This window comes from uncultured Brevundimonas sp. (assembly GCF_937870815.1).
GTDB lineage: Bacteria > Pseudomonadota > Alphaproteobacteria > Caulobacterales > Caulobacteraceae > Brevundimonas.
The window spans coordinates 1-20,445 of the sequence record NZ_CALMZS010000106.1; the positions used below are offsets into that span (position 1 = coordinate 1).

Annotated in this window: 15 protein-coding genes and 1 pseudogene; 10 read left to right on the plus strand and 6 right to left on the minus strand. The window is 67.3% G+C overall.

All coding sequences use genetic code 11. The annotated features are described in order from the left end of the window. Window positions 1–211: 211 nt before the first annotated feature. From Q0588_RS06780 to Q0588_RS06790, 3 genes are all read right to left on the minus strand, one after another. Window positions 212–2,200: an ATP-binding protein gene (locus Q0588_RS06780; RefSeq protein ID WP_298744932.1), complete on the minus strand. Its 1,989-nt coding sequence runs from the start codon at window positions 2,198–2,200 to the stop codon at window positions 212–214. Between the two features lie 84 nt (window positions 2,201–2,284). After that, window positions 2,285–4,504, minus strand: coding sequence for an excinuclease ABC subunit UvrB (uvrB, locus tag Q0588_RS06785; protein WP_298744960.1), 2,220 nt, complete (start codon window positions 4,502–4,504; stop codon window positions 2,285–2,287). Window positions 4,505–4,671: 167 nt separating this feature from the next. Next, a complete protein-coding gene (locus Q0588_RS06790) occupies window positions 4,672–4,869 on the minus strand; it encodes a hypothetical protein (RefSeq protein WP_298744934.1) in 198 nt (65 codons plus the stop codon). A gap of 146 nt (window positions 4,870–5,015) precedes the next feature. On the opposite strand from Q0588_RS06790, the gene Q0588_RS06795 reads away from it, so the two are divergent. Both Q0588_RS06795 and Q0588_RS06800 read left to right on the plus strand, forming a co-directional pair. Then, window positions 5,016–5,801: an isocitrate lyase/phosphoenolpyruvate mutase family protein gene (locus Q0588_RS06795; protein ID WP_298744936.1), complete on the plus strand. Its 786-nt coding sequence runs from the start codon at window positions 5,016–5,018 to the stop codon at window positions 5,799–5,801. Next, window positions 5,798–6,334, plus strand: coding sequence for a methylated-DNA--[protein]-cysteine S-methyltransferase (locus Q0588_RS06800; protein WP_298744938.1), 537 nt, complete (start codon window positions 5,798–5,800; stop codon window positions 6,332–6,334). Before Q0588_RS06795 ends, Q0588_RS06800 begins: the two co-directional genes overlap by 4 nt. A gap of 39 nt (window positions 6,335–6,373) precedes the next feature. Here Q0588_RS06800 and Q0588_RS06805 read toward each other — a convergent pair. Further along, window positions 6,374–7,127: pseudogene (locus tag Q0588_RS06805) on the minus strand (IS5 family transposase). A gap of 77 nt (window positions 7,128–7,204) precedes the next feature. Further along, on the minus strand, window positions 7,205–9,499 hold the full coding sequence (locus Q0588_RS06810) for a TonB-dependent receptor (protein WP_298744941.1): 2,295 nt from the start codon (window positions 9,497–9,499) through the stop codon (window positions 7,205–7,207). A gap of 424 nt (window positions 9,500–9,923) precedes the next feature. Between Q0588_RS06810 and Q0588_RS06815 the strand changes: the two genes are divergently transcribed. Next, window positions 9,924–10,601 carry a GntR family transcriptional regulator gene (locus Q0588_RS06815; protein ID WP_298744943.1) on the plus strand — a complete coding sequence of 226 codons (678 nt, stop codon included), beginning with the start codon at window positions 9,924–9,926 and terminating at the stop codon, window positions 10,599–10,601. On the opposite strand, the gene Q0588_RS06820 is transcribed toward Q0588_RS06815, so the two are convergent. Beyond that, a complete protein-coding gene (locus tag Q0588_RS06820) occupies window positions 10,586–11,527 on the minus strand; it encodes a hydroxymethylglutaryl-CoA lyase (RefSeq protein ID WP_298744945.1) in 942 nt (313 codons plus the stop codon). The two genes, Q0588_RS06815 and Q0588_RS06820, sit on opposite strands and share 16 nt — an antisense overlap. A 166-nt stretch (window positions 11,528–11,693) precedes the next feature. Between Q0588_RS06820 and Q0588_RS06825 the strand changes: the two genes are divergently transcribed. The 7 genes from Q0588_RS06825 to Q0588_RS06855 form a co-directional block, all read left to right on the plus strand. Continuing rightward, on the plus strand, window positions 11,694–13,724 hold the full coding sequence (locus tag Q0588_RS06825; RefSeq protein WP_298744962.1) for a hydantoinase/oxoprolinase family protein: 2,031 nt from the start codon (window positions 11,694–11,696) through the stop codon (window positions 13,722–13,724). A gap of 13 nt (window positions 13,725–13,737) precedes the next feature. Continuing rightward, on the plus strand, window positions 13,738–15,663 hold the full coding sequence (locus Q0588_RS06830) for a hydantoinase B/oxoprolinase family protein (RefSeq protein ID WP_298744947.1): 1,926 nt from the start codon (window positions 13,738–13,740) through the stop codon (window positions 15,661–15,663). Window positions 15,664–15,679: 16 nt separating this feature from the next. Further along, window positions 15,680–16,876, plus strand: a complete 1,197-nt coding sequence (locus Q0588_RS06835) for a CoA transferase (RefSeq protein ID WP_298744949.1) — start codon at window positions 15,680–15,682, stop codon at window positions 16,874–16,876. A 17-nt stretch (window positions 16,877–16,893) separates the two neighbouring features. After that, window positions 16,894–18,321 carry a 3-isopropylmalate dehydratase large subunit gene (gene leuC, locus Q0588_RS06840; protein ID WP_298744951.1) on the plus strand — a complete coding sequence of 476 codons (1,428 nt, stop codon included), beginning with the start codon at window positions 16,894–16,896 and terminating at the stop codon, window positions 18,319–18,321. Next, window positions 18,318–18,923, plus strand: coding sequence for a 3-isopropylmalate dehydratase small subunit (gene leuD / locus Q0588_RS06845; protein WP_298744953.1), 606 nt, complete (start codon window positions 18,318–18,320; stop codon window positions 18,921–18,923). The genes leuC and leuD overlap by 4 nt, the downstream gene beginning before the upstream one ends. After that, entirely contained in the window at window positions 18,920–19,594 is a 675-nt protein-coding gene (locus Q0588_RS06850; protein ID WP_298744956.1) for an isochorismatase family protein, read from the plus strand. The genes leuD and Q0588_RS06850 overlap by 4 nt, the downstream gene beginning before the upstream one ends. A gap of 315 nt (window positions 19,595–19,909) precedes the next feature. Beyond that, window positions 19,910–20,445 (plus strand): TonB-dependent receptor plug domain-containing protein (locus Q0588_RS06855; protein ID WP_298744958.1); only part of this gene is annotated, 536 nt, incomplete at its 3' end.

The window sequence follows — 20,445 nt, forward strand, 5'->3', positions numbered from 1 at the left end:
GGCCGCCGAAATGGACACCAGCCGGGCGCAGCTGAACCGGGTGCTGGACCCGGCGGCGTCCAATGTGACGCTGGAGACGCTGAGCCGCGCCGCCAAGGTGGTGGGGCGGGGGCTGAAGGTGGAGCTGGTTTAGGACGGGCACCCAAATCGGTGCGTGTCCCGGTACTTACATCTGTAGCCCCGGCCTTGCTGGGGGCAGGGGCCGTGAGCGCTATGCACCAAACTGCACCCGGTGCTCCGCCTCAACTCGGTCTGGCTCTTGAATGAAGTGCAATAGGTCCGACAGACAAATCACATCAATAAGGCCGCCACCGGCGTTGGAGATACGGTGCGTAGCTCCATAAAATCGACGAGATGAGCCAGCGCCCATCACCAACAGAGAGCCCACCTCCATTGCGGCTTTATAGTAGGACCCGAGCTCCCAAACCACCACCGCATCAATCTCTGCCGGGTATTTGACGTTATTGTCGAAATCCGACGCCAAGCCGTCTAGATTGTACTTAAACTCAAGCGTTAGCGGCTTTGATGAGTCGGGCTGGATGCTGTCGGTGGAGACTCCCAATGGATTGCTCGCGCTATCAAACCTGAATGAGGCGTCCTTATAGGCGGTCGTGTAGCTGCAGTCATACTGGCTCTCGATGCTCATCGATATAATCTCGACCCCTCGCAATACACGGGCACCAAGCAACTGGTTAAACAGACCTATAACTTCCTGTTCTTGCTTCGGGACCACGATAAACGGTAGTCGATTGCCACCTGCCTCAAAGGTCAGAGGCTCTTCATCCCGGCGGCGCTTCTGCTCCACCAGCCACTCAAAGTGACGATCTTGCTGTTTCTGAGGAGGCGCACCAGAATCCCCCTTCATGTATTCCTTATAGCCTCGAAATACATCGACCGCCCGCCGCGCGAGCTCCTCAGCAACCTCTTTAAGCTCGGGCTGAAAGACCTTCCGTCCCAAATCCGGGTTTCCGTCGCGGAAGTGCACAACGATGTGTGCGTGCCTGTGATAACCGGCGGCGCTCGTGAGCGGTATTACCATCAGGTCGCCCTGGACCATGTGATCCGAGGCGATTTGCAGACCACCCTCAAGCAATCGAGTGTTAGAGTGAACCTGTAGAGTGTTCGTTTGAAATTCCTTCCAGAGCCTAGCAGAACTTATGAAGAATCCGTAGACAGTTGCTTTGTGGTGAGCAAGAAGCGTCTTCTGTTCCTCAGTTAGATCTTTTGCGAACACGGGATGGATTATCAGTTGCTCGTGGCCCCATATCTCCCATATAGCTTCCAACCGCTTAAGGTTTTCGGGTATGTTAGCGGCCTTCGCTTTTATATTTCCTACGACCTTTGACTCGGCAGCCTGAATATCACCAACCGTCTTCACCTTGGCGGTATCAAATATCGGCATTTCGTGGGGGTAGTAATACTCCACATTTGATCGCGTAATCTCGGAAACATCCCCATCGACGGCTACGAGCTTCAGGGTCACCTCGGGTTCGACCAACTTGTCCTTCTCAGATTTGGTAAGGTAGACGCCGCCAAGAGGAGATCGGATCCTCAATACATCGTACCAAGCGTTCGCCGATTTTGCCGCGAGCCACGACAGTTTAGGACGTTGAGCGTCCGGGATAAGTATCTCGACACATGTACCGCTCGTTTCGTGAGCTAATTCAGGGCAGTTGAAATCGATCGCTTCCAATCTTGGACGGGAGGAGGTCCGCTCTTCGGCCCATTCTCGACCACCCCGAAGAGCCGCGGCGATCCTGTCATCGCCCTTCTTCGACATCATCGAGATCATCGAGAACCCGTAGGCCAAGAAGGTCGCGCCAACACCTTTGTGGCCCCTGGACTCCCGCCGCGTCTTGAAACTGGTGTTTGGCCGGAAGCACAGACGAAACTCCTCGTCATTCATGCCCACGCCGTTGTCGACCACGCGGATAATCCGCCGTGGAATGTCGATCGTTATGTAGAGTTTCGGATGGTAGCCGACCGGTTTGTCGCGAAGCTTAACGTCAATCGCATCAAGCGAATTCTGGATCGTTTCGTTGAATATATCGAAGAAGCCCGTGTAGCTTTTCAGGATATTCTGGACGACTCGGCGGGTGGATTCCTGGATAAGGGTCGCGTGCGCGGTCGTGGGGTCTAAATATTCATCGAGTGGGTCAAACCCATCGATCGCACTCGGCAAAACATCAGTAGTAGACATCGTTCCCTCCCGCTCACCACACAGTGCGCGGGAATCAAGGAACGACGCAACCCGAAAGCGATATGAGGTCCGCTTACCCGCCCCCTACCGCCCCTTCCGGAACGCCTCCGCCTTCTCCGCCGCCGCATCGGCCCGCCAGCGCTTGGGCGCCGCCTTGTCGACCGTCTCGCCCTCGGCGGTCAGGACCTCATTGGCGAACTCCAGGTCCATCAGCTTCATGCGCTTGATCTCGTCGCGCAGGCGGGCGGCCTCCTCGAACTCCAGGTTGGCCGCCGCGTTGCGCATCCGGCCTTCGAGGTCCTTGAGCGCGGCCTGGAAGTTGGAGCCGGTGAAGGGTCTGGACTCCTCCTTCATGCCCGGGGCGGTCAGCCTGTCGAGGGCGCGGCTCTCATAGGGGCTGGCCATGATTTCGCGGATGTCGCGCTTGACGCTTTCGGGCGTGATGCCGTGCTCTTCGTTGTAAGCTTGCTGCTTTTCGCGGCGGCGGTTGGTCTCGGCGATGGCGCGCTCCATCGAGCCGGTCATGCGGTCGGCGTAGAGGATGACGCGGCCGTCGACGTTGCGGGCGGCCCGACCGATGGTCTGGATCAAGGAGGTCTCGGAGCGCAGGAAGCCCTCCTTGTCGGCGTCGAGGATGGCGACCAGGCCGCACTCGGGGATGTCGAGGCCCTCGCGCAGCAGGTTGATGCCGATCAGGACGTCGAAGGCGCCGAGGCGCAGGTCGCGCAGGATCTCGATCCGCTCCAGGGTGTCGACGTCGGAATGCATGTAGCGGACGCGGACGCCCTGTTCGTGCATGTATTCCGTCAGGTCCTCGGCCATCTTCTTGGTCAGGACGGTGACGAGGGAGCGGTAGCCGAGACGAGCGACCGCCTTCACCTCGTCGATGACGTCGTCGACCTGACTTCGGTTGTGGGTGGAGACGGGCCTGACCTCGACCGGGGGGTCGATCAGGCCGGTCGGGCGGATGACCTGTTCGGTGAAGACGCCGCCGGCGCGCTCCAGCTCCCACGGGCCGGGGGTGGCGCTGACGAAGACGGTCTGGGGGCGCATGGCGTCCCATTCGTCGAATTTGAGCGGGCGGTTGTCGATGCAGCTGGGCAGGCGGAAGCCGTATTCGGCCAGGGTCGACTTGCGCCGGTAGTCGCCGCGGAACATGGCGCTGATCTGGCCGACGGTGACGTGGCTCTCGTCGACGAACAGCAGGGCATTGTCCGGGATGTATTCGAAGAAGGTCGGCGGCGGCTCGCCCGGGGCGCGGCCGGTCAGCCAGCGGCTGTAGTTCTCGATGCCGGCGCAGGAGCCGGTGGCCTCCATCATCTCCAGATCGAAGCGCACCCGCTGTTCGAGGCGCTGGGCCTCGAGCAGCTTGCCGTTTTCGACCATCCAGTCGAGCGTCTCCTTCAGCTCGGCCTTGACGCCCGTGACGGCCTGATTCAGCGACGGCCGCGGGGTGACGTAGTGGCTGGCGGCGTAGACGGTGATCTCGGTCAGGTCGGCGGTCTTTTTGCCGGTCAGGGGGTCGAACTCCTGGATCGATTCCAGCTCGTCGCCGAACAGCTGGACGCGCCAGGCGCGGTCCTCCTGGTGGACGGGGAAGATCTCGACGACGTCGCCGCGCTTCCTGAACATGCCGCGCTCGAAGGCGGCGTCGTTGCGCTTGTACTGCAGGGCGATCAGGTCGGCGCGCAGCTTCGCTTCATCGATCCGGTCGCCGACCTTCAGGGTGAAGGTCATGGCGGTGTAGGTCTCGACCGAGCCGATGCCGTAGATGCAGCTGACCGAGGCCACCACGATGACGTCGTCTCTTTCGAGTATAGCACGGGTTGCGGAATGCCGCATCCGGTCTATCTGTTCATTGACCGAGCTGTCTTTCTCAATATAGGTGTCTGTTCTAGGAACATATGCTTCCGGTTGGTAGTAATCATAATACGATACGAAGTATTCAACAGCGTTATCCGGGAAAAATGACTTGAATTCGGAATAGAGCTGGGCGGCGAGGGTCTTGTTGTGGGCGAGGATCAGGGCCGGGCGCTGGGTCGCCTCGATGACCTTGGCCATGGTGAAGGTCTTGCCCGAGCCGGTGACGCCCAGCAGCACCTGGTCGCGCTCGCCGCTGTTGGCGGTGGCGACGAGCTCGGCGATGGCGGCGGGCTGGTCGCCGGCCGGGGTGTATTCGGAATGCAGGCGGAAGGGGATGTGTTTGCGGCCGGCGGGACGGTCGGGGCGGTGCGGGACCCAGTCGGCGGGCTTGCCGGGGGGTTGGTCGGGGGTCAGGCGGGGCCCGGTGACCGGGGCGAACATCGGGGCCCGGCCCGGCTTGGGCGCGGCGGGGTCGAAGAGGAATTTGGCCGGGGCCTCGGCGAGGCCGGCGCCCTGGCCGGGGACGTGGACGGGCTTGCCGGACTTGCTGGGGGAACGGGCCATGAACGGCAAGGTAGGGCGCGGGACCGGGCTCGGCTAGGGGCCGGTCAGGCGCCGCGCAGCAGCACCCCGGCGGTCAGGACGGCGAAGGCGATGGCCAGGGTGTTGAACACATGCTCGCTGACCACCGGGATATCGACGCCGCCGTACTGGACCAGCATGGCCAGGACGGCGAGGATCACCGCCACGGCGAACAGGGGCCTGGACGGGGCCGTGAGGAGAAGGCCGGCGCGACGAAAGGGCATGGGGCGACATCCTGATGCGCGACGCGGCGGGACGCCCCGTCCGAGCGTCACTGTAACGCCGGGCCGCCGCGCCTTGTTCCGGTCCGAAAGCCGCGAGACGGACGCCGCGGCCGCGGGCAGGATGACGCCGCGATATGGAGAGACCCATGACCGCCCTGCGCGACCTGCACCGATCCGGCCTGCTGATCCTGCCCAACGCTTGGGACGGAGGATCGGCGGCGCTGATGCGCTCGCTGGGGGCGAAGGCGATCGCCACCACCAGCGCGGGCGTAGCCTGGGCGCTGGGCTGGCCGGACGGCGACGCCCTGCCGGTCGGGCGGCTCGTGCAGGTCTGCATCGACGTGGTGCGGGCGGCGCGGGGCCTGCCGGTCTCGATCGACATGGAGGACGGCTATTCGGACGACGCCGCGACGGCGGCCGGTCTGGCCACGGCGCTCGCCGAGGCCGGGGCGCAGGGGATCAATATCGAGGACGGCGGCGGGTCGCCGGACCTGCTGGCGAGCAAGATCGCGGCGATCCGGGCGGCGGTCGGCGGGGCCTTGTTCGTCAACGCCCGCTGCGACGTCTGGCTGAGAGGGGTGGCGCCCGACGCGCCCGTGGCCGAGGCGGCGCGGCGGGGGGCGATCTATCAGGCGGCGGGGGCGGACGGGCTGTTCACGCCGAGGCTGACGGACGCGGCGGACATCGCGGCGATGGTGGCGGCCACGTCCCTGCCGCTGAACCTGCTGGCGTTTCCGGGCCTGCCCGACGCGGCGACGCTGGAGGGGCTGGGGGTGCGGCGGCTGAGCGCCGGATCGGGCATCGTCGGCGCGACCTGGGGCCGGGCGGCGGCGCTGACCCGGGGCTTCCTCGCCGACGGCCGATCGGCGCCGCTGTCGGAGGGCGCGCTGGGCTGGGGCGAGATCAACGCCCTGATGCCGGAGGCCGGATGAGCGGGCCGCCCGCCGCCCTCACCCTGTCGTGGCTGGACAGTCCGATCGGACCGCTGGCCCTGGCTTGCGATGACGCGGGCGTGTTGCGGGGGCTGTCGTTCGGCGACGGACTGGTCGGGGCGATGCGGCGCGAGTATCCGGGGGCGGGTCTGGGCGACGGGACGGCGCCGGCGGCGGCGGCGCGCGACATCGCCGCCTATTTCGACGGCGACCGGGAGGCGCTCACCCGCGTGAGCTGGTCGCTGGACGGCGCCCGGTCGGACTCCGGCGCCGGCGACGGCTTCCAGGCGCGGGTCTGGCGGGCGCTGGCGCTGGTGCCCGCGGGATTCACCATCAGCTATGGCGAGATGGCGAAGCGGGCGGGCGAGCCCGGGGCGGCCCAGGCGGCGGGAACGGCGTTGAACCGCAATCCCATCCCGCTGGTGCTGGCCTGCCACCGCGTCATCGGCGCCGACGGCTCGCTGACCGGCTTCGGCGGCGGGCTGGAGCGCAAGGGCTGGCTGCTCAGGCACGAGGGGGCGCTGTTGATCTGAGCGGCGGGGAAGTGGCGAGTGGCTAGGCTCCAGACTCATTCATAGCCAGAACGCGACGAGGATGGCGAGGGCGACGCCGGAGAGGAAGTTGGCGGCGAGTTTGTCGTAGCGGGTGGCGACGCGTCGATAGTCCTTGATCCGGCAGAAGGCGTTCTCGACCCGGTGTCGCTCGCGGTATCTGGCCCTGTCGTAGAGTATCTGGCGTTTGCGGCTGGATCGACCGGGGATGACGGGCACGGCCCCGGCCTGACGCAGCGAGCGGCGCAGGGCGTCGGCGCATAGCCCTTGTCGGCCAGGACGTAGCGGGCGCCCTGGGCGCGGGCGAGCAGGGCCGGGGCGACGGCGATGTCCGAGACGTTGCCGGGCGTCAGCATCAGGGCGAAAGGACGTCCGACAGCGTCGGTGAGGGCGTGGACCTTGCTCGTCTGGCCGCCGCGCGACGGGCCGATGCCTTGCGTCCGGGCCCCCCTTTTCCGCCGAAGGCCGAGCGTTGCGCCTTGACGTAGGTCGAGTCGATCGCCGTGCTGCGGGTCACCGCCCCGGCCCCGGCCAGCGCCTCCAGCAGATTGAGCCAGAAGCGCCGTCGGGACCAGCGGTTGAAGCGATTGTAGACCGTTGTGGACGGACCGTAGTCGGCAGGACAGTCCTGCCATCGGCAGCCGATCTTCAGCACATGGATGATGCCCGAGATCACCCGCCGGTCATCGACCCGACGGGCCCCGGGCTGGTTCCCGGGCAGATGCGGCTCGATCGCCGCCCATTGCTCGTCCGAAAGCCAAAACAGCTTGCTCATGGTAGCCTCCAAAGCCGCTCAGGACGATGGAATCACGATTTGCCACCATGCTTCAAGCAGGTGATTGGGTTTGGAGCCTAGAACCGCGCGCTGATCTCGACGCCGATCGTGCGCGGCGTTCCCCTGGTGACGAAGTTGAAGGTCGAGGCGGGGGGCACGTTCAGCACGACCGCGTCGGCGTTATAGGACTCGTCCATCAGATTGCGCGCGAACAGGGTCGCGCTCCAGTGCTCGGACTGCAGGCCGAGACGCGCGTTCACGAGGTCCAGGACCGGCCGCGCCGTCCCGGGCGTATTGGCGGTCTCGAACCACATCTCTCCCGCCTGGCTCCACTCGACCCGGGCGACCAGGTCGAGACCGGCCGACAGCGGGCGGTCGTACTGGGCCCCGAGCATGAAGGAATGTTCGGGGGTGTACGGGAAGGAGTTGCCGACCGTGGCCGGCAGTTCGTCGTTGCGGGTGATCTCGGAGTCGATCAGGCCCGCTCCGCCGAACACCGAGAAGTCGTCGGTGAGCCGGGCGTTGAAGTCGAATTCGACGCCGCGGACCTTGTTCTCGCCGACGATGGTGATGACGCGGCTCAGCGAGAAGGGGAAGAAGGTGAAGTGGTGGGCGTTTTCGACCACGGTCGAGAAGGCCGCCGCACCGCCCCTCAGGCGGCCGCCGAACAGCGACCATTTGGCGCCGACCTCGAAGGATTTCGAGGTTTCGGCCGGGAATTCGTCCTGGACGGTCGTGTTGACGACGCCGTCGACGTTGATGACGGCGGCGCGGCTGCCGAGCGGGTTGAAGCCGCCCGAGCGGAAGCCTTCGCCATAGGTCGCATAGGCCGTCAGCTGGTCTGACGCCTCGTAGCGCAGGGAGACGCGCGGCTGCAGCCTTTCGAAGGAGGCCGTGCGAACGAAGCCCAGCGGCGCCGCCGGCCCCCCCGGCACGATGTTGGTGTTCTCGCGGTCCTCCGCGTCATAGCGCAGGGCGGCCGAGATTTCGAGCTTGTCCGTGAGGTCGTAGGCGGCCTGTCCGAACAGGGCCCAGGCCGAGTTGCGGTTCTCGCCGCCCGTGCCGGCCACGCCCGGCTGCCCCACCGCGAGAACCGGGGCGCGACGGATGCTCGCCCCGGTGCCGAAGTCCCCGGTGAGCAACAGCACATCGCGCTGGAAATCGATATAGTAGGCGCCGACGATATAGCGGAACGGCAGGTCGCCGTCCGAGGTGAAGCGGATTTCCGCCGAGGAGTCCGACTGGTTGCGCTCCTGGTACTGGGCCCCGTCCCGGTCGGTCGGGCCATAACCCTCGTAGAGGCTGGGGTCGGTGAAGAAATCCCCCGGAGCCGGACACGGATCGGCGCCCGGGCAGATGCCGAACAGGGCGAGGTCCGCGGCCCCTTCCCCGCCCATCGATTCCTCAAGCTTGTTGTAGGCGACGAAGGCCGCAAGGACGCCAGACCCCAGTTCGTGGGTGAGCCGCGCGGAGACGCCCCGGCGCTCCTGCTCGTTGAAGGATTCCAGGTTGCCGGCGAAGGGTATGGAGGTGTCCCCGGTATTGACGCCGGTCTCGAAGCCCGGCGTGCCGGAGAACTGGTTGTTGAAGTTGAAGGCGTAGGCGGACACCTTGCCGTAGTTCGCGTTGAAATCGATTTCGGTGGCCGCGGAGACTTCCCATATCGCCCGCGCCCTGACGACCGTCTCCTCGAACGGATCCTCCTTGGCGCCGCGGGTGACATTGTCGAAATATCCGCCGCGGTCGGTATAGCCGACCGTCAGCCGGCCGAAGAGGACGTCCTGGATCAGGGGTCCGGAAACATAGCCGCCGATCTTGGCCTCCTCGCCCTCGAACTCGTAGCTGGCCTGGATCACCCCCTCCAGTTCCGGCCCCGGTCGCTGGGTGTTGATCAGGATCGCTCCGCCGACCGCATTGCGGCCGTAGATCGAACCGAGCGGCCCGCGCACGACCTCGATCTGCTGAATGTCGACCAGTTCCTGGTTGAAGGCGTTGGGGTTCGGAATCAGCACGCCGTCGACCAGGAAGGCGAACGGCGGCTCGGTGTCGCGCGGCTGGATCACGCCGCGGATGTGGACCTGGGTTTCGCCCACATTGGTGGTCTGGACGAAGGTCACATTGGGCGTCAGGGCGATGAAGTCCTGCGGTCTCTGGATGCCGGCGTCCTCGATCAGCTGCTCGGTGAAGGCGGTGACCGCGATCGGCACGTCCTGGATGGCTTCCGTCCGCTGACGGGCGGTCACGATCACCTCGTCCAGGACGACGGCCGGCTCCTGATCGGCGGTCTGGGCCGCGGCGCCCGCGGCGCCCAGGGCCAGAAAGGACCCGGAAAGCGCCAGGGTCCGCATGGCATTCGTCGTCTTCCGAATCATTCTTTATCCCCTGTGTGCGTGCGTCTCGGCCCGGTCAGGAAAAAACAGAGCCATCAAAAACACGGCGTTATGTATACAAAATGGACCGATCCCGGCGATATGTCAAAGGTTCTCGGCGGCCGTATCTCCAGATGGGATACAGTATGCCGGCGACCGCCCAGTCGGGACGGCCCGGGCGAAGGCGCGCGGATTGTCTGTCCGGGGCCGGCAGGATTCGACGCCGCGCGTCATGACGACGGGGGGTGCAATGTCTGGTAGGCGGGTCTAGGGCCTGATCGGTTGAGGGGGAATCGCTTCGCGATTCCGCCGATGCCGTGAATCAGGCTCCGGTATAATGCTGGACGAATCCGGCCCCGGGGCCGCCGGCTCGGGTCCGGGCCCCGCCGTCGTCGGTTCGGCGCGCGGCCGGGGAGGAGGTTTGATGATGAGCACGACCGCGGGACATCGGGCCTATGAGACCGTCCGGCGGCTGATTCTCGAGGGCCGCTTCACGCCGGGACAATGGCTGAAGGAAGAGGAGCTGACGATCGTCTGCGGAGCCTCGCGCACGCCGGTGCGCGAAGCCATTCGCCGGCTCGCCGCCGAGGGGATGGTGATCAAGGTGCCGCGGCTGGGCGCGCAGGTCGCCACCGTCGAACAGTCGGACCTGGAGGAGATCTACGCGCTGCGGGGGATGATCGAAAGCCATGCCGCCGCCCGGGCGGCGACGAGGATCAGCGCCGAGCAGATCGCCCGCCTGAAGGCGCTGGCCGCGATCATGGAGGAGGCGGCGGCGACGGCCGGCCCGGAGGCGATCCGCACCCGCTACACGCCGTCGAACGCCGAGTTTCACCGGATCATACTGCAGGCCGCGAACAGCCCCAGGCTGGTGACCATGGCCGCCCTCGTGGTCGAACTGCCGCTGACGCTGCGCACCCTGGTCAGCTACAGCCAGGACGATCGCCAGCGGTCCCTGCGGCACCACAATGAACTGATCGCGGCCTTCGAGGCGGGCAGCCCGGCCTGGGCGGCCGCGGCCATGCAGAGCCACATCCAGGCCGCGCTTTACGCCCTGCTGCGCAGCGGAGAGGCCGGGGCCGAAACCGCTCAGGTCGGCGCCTGAACCTGCGCCGGCGCCGGAAACGGGCCGGCCCGCGACACCATGCCCGGCAAGGGCCGGGCGCCGAGGACGCCGCCCAGCCAGGCCGCGGCGTCGATCAGGGCGGCTAGGTCGTAACCCGTCCGCAGCGCCATCCGTTCGAACATATAGACGGTGTCCTCGGTCGGAATGTTGCCCGTCGCCGCCGGCGCGAAAGGACAGCCGCCGACCCCGCCGATCGAGGCGTCGAGGCTGGCCGCGCCGGCGCGCCAGGCGGCGTAGGCGTTGGCCAGGCCGGTGTTGCGGGTGTTGTGGAAATGGCAGCGGAGCGGAATTCCCGGCGCCGCGCGTCGCACCAGCGCGATCCGCCGTTCCACCGCCAGCGGGTCGGCGACGCCGATGCTGTCGGCCAGGGCGATCTCGTCGACCGCCGCCTCGGCCAGCCGGCCGGCGAGGTCGCCGATCCGGCCCTCGGGCACTTCGCCCTCGAACGGACACCCGAAGGCCGCCCCGATGGTGACCGTCAGGGGAACGCCCCGCGACCGCGCCAGCGGCCTGATCTCCGACAGTTGCGCCAGGGTTTCCTCGACGCCGACGCCCTGGTTGCGGCGGTTGTAGCTCTCCGTGGCGACCACCACGAAATTCAGCTCGTCCACGTCGGCGGCGAGGGCGCGGTCGACGCCGCGCCGGTTCAGCACCAGCCCGGCCAGGCGCACGCCGCGGGCCCTCAGTCCCGGATCCCGGCGCAGCCGTTCCATCAGGGCCTCGGCGTCGGCCATCTGCGGCACGGCCCTTGGATTGACGAAGCTGACCGCCTCGATCCGCCGGGCTCCGGCCGCCGCGGCCCGGTAGACCAGCTCGGCCTTGTCGGCGGTGGCCACCACGGCCTTCTCGTTCTGCAAGCCGTCGCGCGGGGCGACCTCGATGATTTCCGGGGATGTGGGGGTCATGTCGTTATGTATACAAAACGAGGCGATCTGCGGCTCTCCGTCCCTTATTGACAGGATAGCGACGGGAGAACAATGTGACTTTTGGACACAAACAGACTGTCACTGGAGGTAAATCGCCTCTCAGACGGCAACCGGGGGAGATGTGGACGTGGGGTACAGGCTTGGAGTGGACGTCGGAGGCACGTTCACGGATCTCCTCCTGTTCGACGAGACATCGGGCGGTTTCTGGCGACATAAGACGCCCTCGACGCCCGCGGACAGTTCCGAGGGCGTGATGACGGGGGTGAACGCCGTCTGCGCGGCCGCGGGCGTCGATCCCGCCGCCGTGCAGGTGTTCCTGCACGGCACCACCGTGGCCACCAACGCCATCCTCGAGGGCAAGGGCGCGCGGGTGGGTCTGGTGACCACGGAAGGCTACCGCCAGGTGCTCCAGATCGCCCGCTCGCTGGTGCCGGGCGGGCTGGCCGCCTGGATCATCTGGCCCAAGCCCGAGCCGCTGGCCAGGCTCGAGGACACCGTCGAGATCAAGGGGCGTATGGACGCCCAGGGCCGGGAAGTGCGGCCGCTCGACAAGGCGGACGTCCGCGCCGGGCTGGACTATCTGAAGCGGCAGGGGGTGCAGGCGGTCACGGTCGCCCTGATGAATTCCTATCTGAACGGCGATCACGAACTGCAGGTGGCGGAGATGGCCCGCGCCATCATGCCGGATACGCCGATCTCGCTTTCGCACCAGGTCCTGCCCGAAATGCAGGAGTATGAACGGACCCTCACGACGGTCGCCAATGTCGCGGTGCGCCCGATCGTCGGCCTCTATGTCCGCAATCTGCGCGAGAAGCTGCGCGCCGTCGGCATGCAGGGCCGTATCGCCCTCCTTCGCTCCGACGGGGGGCTGATGTCCTCGGAGAAGGCCGAGGAACAGCCCGTGTCCCTGCTGATGTCAGGCCCCGCGGGCGGTGTCGCGGGGGCTCTCTGGGTGGCCCGCAACGCCGGGCTGAAGAATGTCCTGACCCTGGACGTCGGCGGCACCTCCACCGACGTCGCCCTTATCGAGCAGGGCGAGCCGCGGCGCTCGCGGACCACGGCCGTGGGCCACCTGACCGTGCGCGCCTCGTCTCTCGATGTGAAGACGGTGGGGGCGGGCGGCGGCTCGATCGCCAAGGTGCCGGAGCTGACCGGCGCCCTGCGGGTCGGGCCGGAATCGGCGGGCGCGGTTCCCGGCCCCGCCGCCTACGGCAAGGGCGGGACGCAGCCCACCGTCACCGACGCCAATGTCGTGCTGGGCTACCTGCCGGAGAATCTGCTCGGGGGAACCTTCCAGCTCGATCGCGAAGCGGCGAAGGCCGCGGTCCAGACCATCGCCGACGCGCTCGGGGTGGACCTCTACGAGGCGGCGCGCGGGATCATCGACATCGTCAACGAGAACATGTTCGGCGCGTTGCGGATGATCTCGGTCCAGCAGGGCTACGATCCCCGCGACTTCGCGCTGATGGGCTTCGGAGGCGCGGGCCCCCTGCACGTCAACGCCGTGGCCAAGCTGATGGGCTCGTGGCCGGCGGTGTCGCCGGTGTCCCCCGGCGTGCTCTGCGCGCTCGGCGACGCCACCACGCGGATGCGCACCGAGACGGCCCGGTCCCTCTCGAAACGGCGCTCGGAGACCAGCGATCGAGAGGTGGTCGCCCTGCTGACCGAAATGGCCGAACAGACCCGGTCCGAGCTTCGCGAGGACGGCGTCGCCGACAAGGACATCTCCACCCTCTTCGAAATCGACGTCCGCTACCACGGTCAGGCCTTCGAGGTGCCCATGACCGTCGAACTGGACGGGTTCGAAAACGGCGGCCTGGACCGTCTCGCCGCGGCCTTCGACGAGGAACACCGTCGCCTGTTCACCTTCAACATGGAGGCCGAGCATGAGTTCGTGAACCTGCGGGCCACGGCGCTCGGCCAGGTGCTCGACATTCCGGCGCTGGAGATCGAGGCCGGCGACGGCGACCCCTCGCCGGCGCGGATTCGGGACCACGAAGTCTGGGTCGAGGGCCGAATGCGGCCGGCGGCCATCTACGATCGTTCGAGGCTTCGCGCCGGAGACCGCGTCCCGGGACCGGCCATCATCGTGGAGATGGACTCCACCACCCTCGTCCTGCCCGACTGCGAAGCGACCGTGGACCGGTTCGGCAACATCCTGATCAATCCGGCCTGAAGGACTCCGCCCCATGCCCGCCCGCATCATCGAAACCAGCCCGGCGCCCTTCGACACCGTCCCGGTCGATCCCGTCACCCTCGACATCATCGAAAACGCGTTGCGCAACGCCCGCGTGGAGATGGACGCCACCCTGTTCCGCACGGCGCTGTCGCCCGGCATCCGCGAACAGGGCGACGCCTTCCCGCTGATCGCGGACCGCAAGGGCCGGATGGTGGTCGGCCAGTTCGGCTCCTTCATCGACGGCTTCCTGCGCGGCTTCGACGGGGAGATCGAGGAGGGCGACGTGATCCTGCTCAACGATCCCTATTCCTGCGAGGGGGCCGTCAGCCACGCCAGCGACCAGCTGGTGATCACCCCGATCTATCGCAACGGACGGCTGATCGCCTGGTCGGCCATGTTCGGCCATATGACCGACATCGGCGGCAAGGTGCCCGGCAGCCTGCCCACGGACGCCAGTTCGATCTTCGAGGAGGGCCTGCGCCTGCCGCCGGTCAAGCTCTACAGGAAGGGCGAGCTCCAGACCGACATCATCCGCATCGCCGCGCACCAGTCGCGCATGCCGGAATGGTACAAGGCGGACCTGCACGCCATCGTCGCCGCCTGCCGCGTGGCGGGACATCGCGTCGTCGAACTCTGCGAAAGGTTCGGGGACGAGGTCTTCACCTCGACCCTCGACGAACTCCTGGAGCGCAACCGCCGCGCCATGGCCCAGCTGATCTCGACGACGATCGCCGAAGAACCCGTCTGGTTCGAAGACTACATATGCGATGACGGCAAGGGATTCGGGCCGTTCAAGATCAAATGCACCATGTGGCGCAAGGGCGACAAGGTGATCCTCGATTTCGACGGCACGGACACCCAATCGGAATCGTCGATCAATTTCTATCTGAACGAGAACATGTTCAAGATGTTCTTCGGCATCTACATGATCATGGTGTTCGATCCCCAGATCCTGTTCAACGACGGCTTCTACGATCATGTCGAGGTCAGGATACCGGAAGGCAGTCTGCTCAAGCCGAAATTCCCCGCCGCCGTTTCCTGCCGCACCCATGGACTCGGCCGGATATTCGACGTCCTCGGAGCCCTTCTGGGTCAGAAAACGCCGGAATTCCTGAACGCGGCCGGTTTTTCCTCTTCGCCGCACCTGATGTTCTCGGGGTACGACGGCAAGGGCGAGTGGTTCCAGCTCTTCCAGATCGGTTTCGGCGGCATTCCCGGCCGGCCCTTCGGCGACGGTCCCGACGGCCATTCCCTGTGGCCGGGCTTCACCAATGTGCCGAACGAATTTCTGGAACGCTACTTCCCCATGGTGATCGAGCGGTATGAGACGGTCGCGGATTCGGGCGGCGCCGGCTTCTATCGCGGCGGCAACGGCATTCACATGACCTATCGCTTCACGGAGGCGGGGACGATCGCCATCCACGACGACCGCTGGTTCGTCCCGCCCTGGGGCGTCAACGGCGGCCTGCCGGGCAAACGCTCCTCGAAGCGCCTGGAGCGCGTCAACGGCGAGTGCGTCGACCTGCCGTCGAAATGCGACAACGTCCGGGTCGAGAAGAACGATCTGCTGCACTTCGTCACTTGGGGCGGCGGCGGCTGGGGCGATCCCCTCAAGCGCGACCCGGACCTGGTCGGGCTCGAGATCCGCCGGGGTCTGGTGACCGTCGAAGGAGCCAGGCTGTACGGCGTGGTGGCCAACAAGGACGGCGTCGTGAACCAGTCCGCCACCCGGGCCCTGCGCGCCCGGCGGGGGGCTTCGCGCTTCATCGGAACCCTCGTCGGCGCCGACGGCGGGCGAGGCGCCCTGCCGATCTTCAATCGCGGCCCCGACCTCGCCACCCTGCGGCGGAACTGCCTGCGCGAAACCGGTCTGCCGGCCCCGCGCCAGCCCGTCTGGCGCAACAGGCCGCGGCCCGCCGCCGCGGCGGCCGAATAGAGCTGGAGCCGTTCTGGTGGAAGATGGAAAGCCGGGCCCGCTGGCGGGACTTCGCGTCGTGGAGATGGGACAGCTGATCGCCGGCCCCTTCTGCGGTCAACTGCTCGGCGACATGGGGGCCGAGGTCATCAAGATCGAGCCGCCCGGAAAGGGCGATCCCATGCGCCAGTGGGGGCGCGGAGAGCATTCGCTGTGGTGGGAGGTGGTGTCCCGCAACAAGAAGTCGGTCAGCGCCAATCTCCGCCTGCCCGAGGGCCAGGCCCTGGCCCGGCGGCTGATCGCGCGGGCGGACATCCTGATAGAGAATTTCCGCCCGGGCACCCTCGAGGGCTGGAACCTCGACCCGCGCGAACTCCTGGAATCGCATCCGGGCCTGATCGTCGTGCGCATCTCGGGCTATGGCCAGACCGGTCCCTATTCCCGGCGGGCGGGGTTCGGGGGCATCGCCGAGGCCATGGGCGGCTGGCGCTACATCGTCGGCGAGCCGGACCGGCCGCCGTCGCGGATGGGCATATCGATCGGCGACACCCTCGCGGCCACCTACGGCTGCATCGGAGCCCTGTCCGCCCTGCATCACCGCGGCCTGACCGGGCGCGGACAGATCGTGGACTCGGCCCTCTACGAAGCCGTGCTCCAGGTCATGGAAAGCCTGATCCCGGAATATTCGGTCGACGGCTTCATCCGCCAGCGCTCCGGCTCGACCCTGCCCAACATCGCCCCCTCGAACGTCTACCGCTGCGCCGACGGCGAATATCTGGTCGCGGCCAACCAGGACACGGTCTTCGCCCGCCTCTGCCAGGCCATGGGGCGTCCGGAGCTGGCCCGGGACGAACGCTACGCGACCCATGTGGCCCGCGGCCGCAACCAGCGGGAGCTGGACGCCGTCATCGAGGCCTGGACGAGGACTCGACGGATCGACGAGGTCGAGGCGATCATGATCGAGCATGGGGTTCCGGCCGGGAAGATCTATCGCGCCCCCGAGATGCTGGAGGATCCGCATTTCGCCGCGCGCGAGGCGATCGTGGAGGTCCCGCACCCGCGCTGGGGCTCGATCAAGATGCAGAACGTCTTCCCGAAGCTTTCCGAGACCCCGGGGCGGGTCCGCAGTCCCGCGCCCCGGTTCGTGGGGGAACACAATGAGGAGATCTACCAGTCCCTGCTCGGACTCGAGCCGAAGGCGCTGGCCGAGCTCGCCGCCAGCGGCGTAATCTGAACGGATCGTCTGGATCGATGCCCGGCAGGACCCTCTACGACAAGATCTGGGACTCCCACGTCGTCGCCCCCGCCGGGGCCGACGGCGGGGGCGACGAGATGCTGCTCTATATCGACCTGCACCTCATCCACGAGGTCACGACCCCGCAGGCCTTCGCCGGCCTGAAGGCGGCCGGGCGCCGCGTCCGCCGGCCCGACCGCACCCTGGCCGTCGCCGACCACAACGTCCCGACCGAGGGCCAGGCCCTGGGCCTTGAGGCCGTGGCCGACGACGAGGCCCGGCTGCAGCTGCGGACCCTCTATCGCAACGCCGGGGCCGCGGGCATCGAACTCTTCCCCATGGGGGACGTCCGCAACGGCATCGTCCATGTGGTCGGCCCCGAGCAGGGGCGCAGCCAGCCGGGCATGACCATCGTCTGCGGCGACAGCCACACCTCCACCCACGGCGCCTTCGGGGCCCTCGCCCTCGGCATCGGCACCTCCGAGGTCGAGCACGTGCTGGCCACCCAGACCCTGCGCCAGAAGAAGTCCAGGACCCTGCGGGTGAGCCTCGAGGGAACGCCGGCCCCCGGCGTCGGCGCCAAGGACCTGGCCCTGGCCGTCATCGGCGAGATCGGCGCCGCCGGCGGGACGGGGCATGTCATCGAATTCTCGGGTTCCGCGGTCAGGGCGCTGTCGATGGAAGGACGGATGACGCTCTGCAACCTGGCCATCGAGGCGGGCGCGCGAGCCGGCCTGGTCGCGCCCGACGAGACCACCTTCGCCTACCTCCGGGGCCGGCCGGCCGCCCCGGCGGGCGCGGCCTGGGACGCGGCGCTCGCCCGCTGGAGCGGCTTCCGCTCCGATCCCGACGCCGTGTTCGACCGTGAGGTGGTGATCGACGCCGCGGAGATCGCGCCGCTCGTCACCTGGGGCCTCAGTCCGGAAGACGTGATCGCCGTGACCGGACGCGTGCCGGATCCGGCGGGTTTTGCGGATCCGGCGAAACGGGCGTCGGCCGAACGCGCGCTCGAATACATGGGCCTGGCCCCGGGTCAGCCCATCGCCGGGGTCGGGGTCGACGTCGTCTTCATCGGGTCGTGCACCAACAGCCGGATCGAGGACTTCCGCGCCGCCGCGGCGATTCTGGAGGGCCGCAGGGTCGCGCCCCATGTTCGCGCCCTCGCCGTTCCGGGCTCCGGCCTGGTGAAGGCCCAGGCCGAGGCGGAAGGCCTGGACGCGATCTTCAGGGCGGCGGGCTTCGAGTGGCGCGAGCCGGGCTGTTCGATGTGCATAGCGATGAATCCCGACCAGCTGAAGCCCGCAGAGCGGTGCGCATCGACCTCCAACCGCAATTTCGAGGGCCGGCAGGGTCGCGGCGGGCGAACCCACCTGATGAGTCCCGTCATGGCCGCGGCGGCGGCCGTGGCGGGCCGGATCGCCGACGTGCGGGAGTTCGGGCGATGAAGCCGTTCACCCGTCTCGTGGCCCGGGCCGCGCCCCTGCCGCGGGCCAATATCGACACCGACCAGATCCTGCCCAAGCAATTCCTGAAGACCGTGGAGCGCGAGGGGCTGGCGCGCGGCCTGTTCTACGATTTCCGTTTCGACGGACAGGGTCGCCCGAGGCCCGATTTCGTGCTCAATCAGCCGCGGTACGAGGAGGCGGGCATTCTGATAGCCGGCGACAATTTCGGCTGCGGATCGTCCCGGGAGCATGCCCCGTGGGCGCTCATGGACTTCGGCCTGCGGTGCGTGATCGCCCCGGGCTTCGCGGAGATATTCTACAACAACTGCTTCCAGAACGGCCTCCTTCCGGTGGTGCTCCCGGCCGGGGAGGTCCAGGCCCTGACCCGGGAGGTCCTCGACAGCGATCGCCCGATGACCGTCGATCTCGAGGCCCAGACGGTGACGTCCCCGTCGGGAAGGGTCCTGCGTTTCGACATCGACGCCGACCGCAGGCAGAAGATGCTGGAGGGCCTCGACGCCATCGACGAGACGCTCGTCCTGGCCGCCGCGATCGAGGCCTACGAACGCGACCACGAGCCGCGCCCGGCGGGGACTCCATGACGAGAGACATCGACCTGGACTACGCCCGCGCCGGCTTTGGCGTGCATTTGCCGTTCGGCCGGCGCCCCGCGCTCGTCCTCGTCGATGTCGCACAGGCCTATCTTCAACCCGGCTCGGCCCTCTATGTGGGACCCAACGGCGTCCTTGAATGCCTTGAGCGCGTCGTCCAGGCGGCCCGCGATGCGAGGGCGCCGGTGGTGTTCACCAGGGTGGTCTACCAGGCCGGCGGCGTCGACGGCGGGCTGTTCTACCGCAAGGTGCCGGCCCTGGAGGCCTTCCAGGCCGGTTCGCCCCTGGGCGAGTTTCCGGCCCGGCTCCAACCGCGGCCCGACGACCTGGTGATCGTCAAGCAATACGCCTCGGCCTTCTTCGGCACCTCCCTGTCGTCGACCTTGCGCATCTGGGGCGTGGACACCGTGATCCTCGCCGGCTTCTCCACCTCCGGGTGCGTGCGTGCGTCCGCCACCGACGCGATCCAGCACGGCTTCATCCCCTATGTCGTCCGCGAAGGCTGCGGCGATCGCGACCTCCGTCCCAACGACGCCAATCTTTTCGACCTGCAGGCCAAATACGCCGAAGTGGTCGGCGAGGAGGAGATCTGCCGGCTGCTGCGGGAAACCGGGGCGGCGGCGGACGCCGTCGCCCGCCCGGTCCAGCCGCCCGGCCAGTGAGCCGGCGCCGGAGGGCCGGGCCTGGACCGGCGCGCCCAAGTCGGCCCTCGGCACACCCGGCCATCGTCGACGAACAGGTCGCGCCCCTCGACCAGGCATTCCTGGGGCCCGTAGATGTCGGCCCGACGAGCGGCGCTGGCGCAACAGCAATGTCGGGGAAGGACGGAGCGCTCCCGAGCCACAACGACTTTTAATTCGTATGCGGATATTTTCCTATATCCTTGACACAGCAGCTTCACCGTTAGGTCGCCGCCGTGTCGCCGATTGCGGTACGAACGACCGCTACACCGCCCGCTGCAATCGCAGGGGGCTGCCATGATTCGTCGCATTCAACGGAATCCCGTCCTGCTCGGCGCCAGCGCGCTGGGCGTGGTGTGGGGCATGGCCGGGGCCGCCGCGGCCCAGGAGGCCGAACCGACCCAGCTGGACGAAGTCATCGTCACCGCCCAGCTGCGCGAACAGAGCGCCACCGAGGTGCCGTTCGCCCTGACCGCCTACAACGGCCAGTTCCTGCAGGACCTCGGCGTCCAGGAGTTCGAGGAGCTGTCGGCCTTCGTGCCCGGCTTCCTGGTGCAGAACCAGTCGCCGAACAATCCCGGCTTCGTGATGCGCGGCATCACCTCGGACTCGACCGACGCCACGACCGAGCCGCGCGTCTCGGTGTTCCAGGACGGCGTGTCGATCTCCAGGTCGCCCGGCGCCTATGTCGAACTGTTCGACATCGAGCGCGTCGAGGTGGCCAAGGGTCCGCAGTCGACGCTCTACGGCCGCGGGGCCCTGATCGGCGCGGTCAACATCATCCAGAACAAGGCCGATGTGAACGGCCTGGACGCCGCCGCCCGCGCCGGCGC

Excerpts from the sequence above, each read along its gene's own strand:
- Q0588_RS06780 (WP_298744932.1), bottom strand. The coding sequence starts at position 2,200 with ATGTCTACTACTGATGTTTTGCCGAGTGCGATCGATGGGTTTGACCCA.
- uvrB (WP_298744960.1), bottom strand. The coding sequence starts at position 4,504 with ATGTTCGCCCCGGTCACCGGGCCCCGCCTGACCCCCGACCAACCCCCC.
- Q0588_RS06790 (WP_298744934.1), bottom strand. The coding sequence starts at position 4,869 with ATGCCCTTTCGTCGCGCCGGCCTTCTCCTCACGGCCCCGTCCAGGCCC.
- Q0588_RS06795 (WP_298744936.1), top strand. The coding sequence starts at position 5,016 with ATGACCGCCCTGCGCGACCTGCACCGATCCGGCCTGCTGATCCTGCCC.
- Q0588_RS06800 (WP_298744938.1), top strand. The coding sequence starts at position 5,798 with ATGAGCGGGCCGCCCGCCGCCCTCACCCTGTCGTGGCTGGACAGTCCG.
- Q0588_RS06810 (WP_298744941.1), bottom strand. The coding sequence starts at position 9,499 with ATGATTCGGAAGACGACGAATGCCATGCGGACCCTGGCGCTTTCCGGG.
- Q0588_RS06815 (WP_298744943.1), top strand. The coding sequence starts at position 9,924 with ATGAGCACGACCGCGGGACATCGGGCCTATGAGACCGTCCGGCGGCTG.
- Q0588_RS06820 (WP_298744945.1), bottom strand. The coding sequence starts at position 11,527 with ATGACCCCCACATCCCCGGAAATCATCGAGGTCGCCCCGCGCGACGGC.
- Q0588_RS06830 (WP_298744947.1), top strand. The coding sequence starts at position 13,738 with ATGCCCGCCCGCATCATCGAAACCAGCCCGGCGCCCTTCGACACCGTC.
- leuC (WP_298744951.1), top strand. The coding sequence starts at position 16,894 with ATGCCCGGCAGGACCCTCTACGACAAGATCTGGGACTCCCACGTCGTC.
- leuD (WP_298744953.1), top strand. The coding sequence starts at position 18,318 with ATGAAGCCGTTCACCCGTCTCGTGGCCCGGGCCGCGCCCCTGCCGCGG.
- Q0588_RS06850 (WP_298744956.1), top strand. The coding sequence starts at position 18,920 with ATGACGAGAGACATCGACCTGGACTACGCCCGCGCCGGCTTTGGCGTG.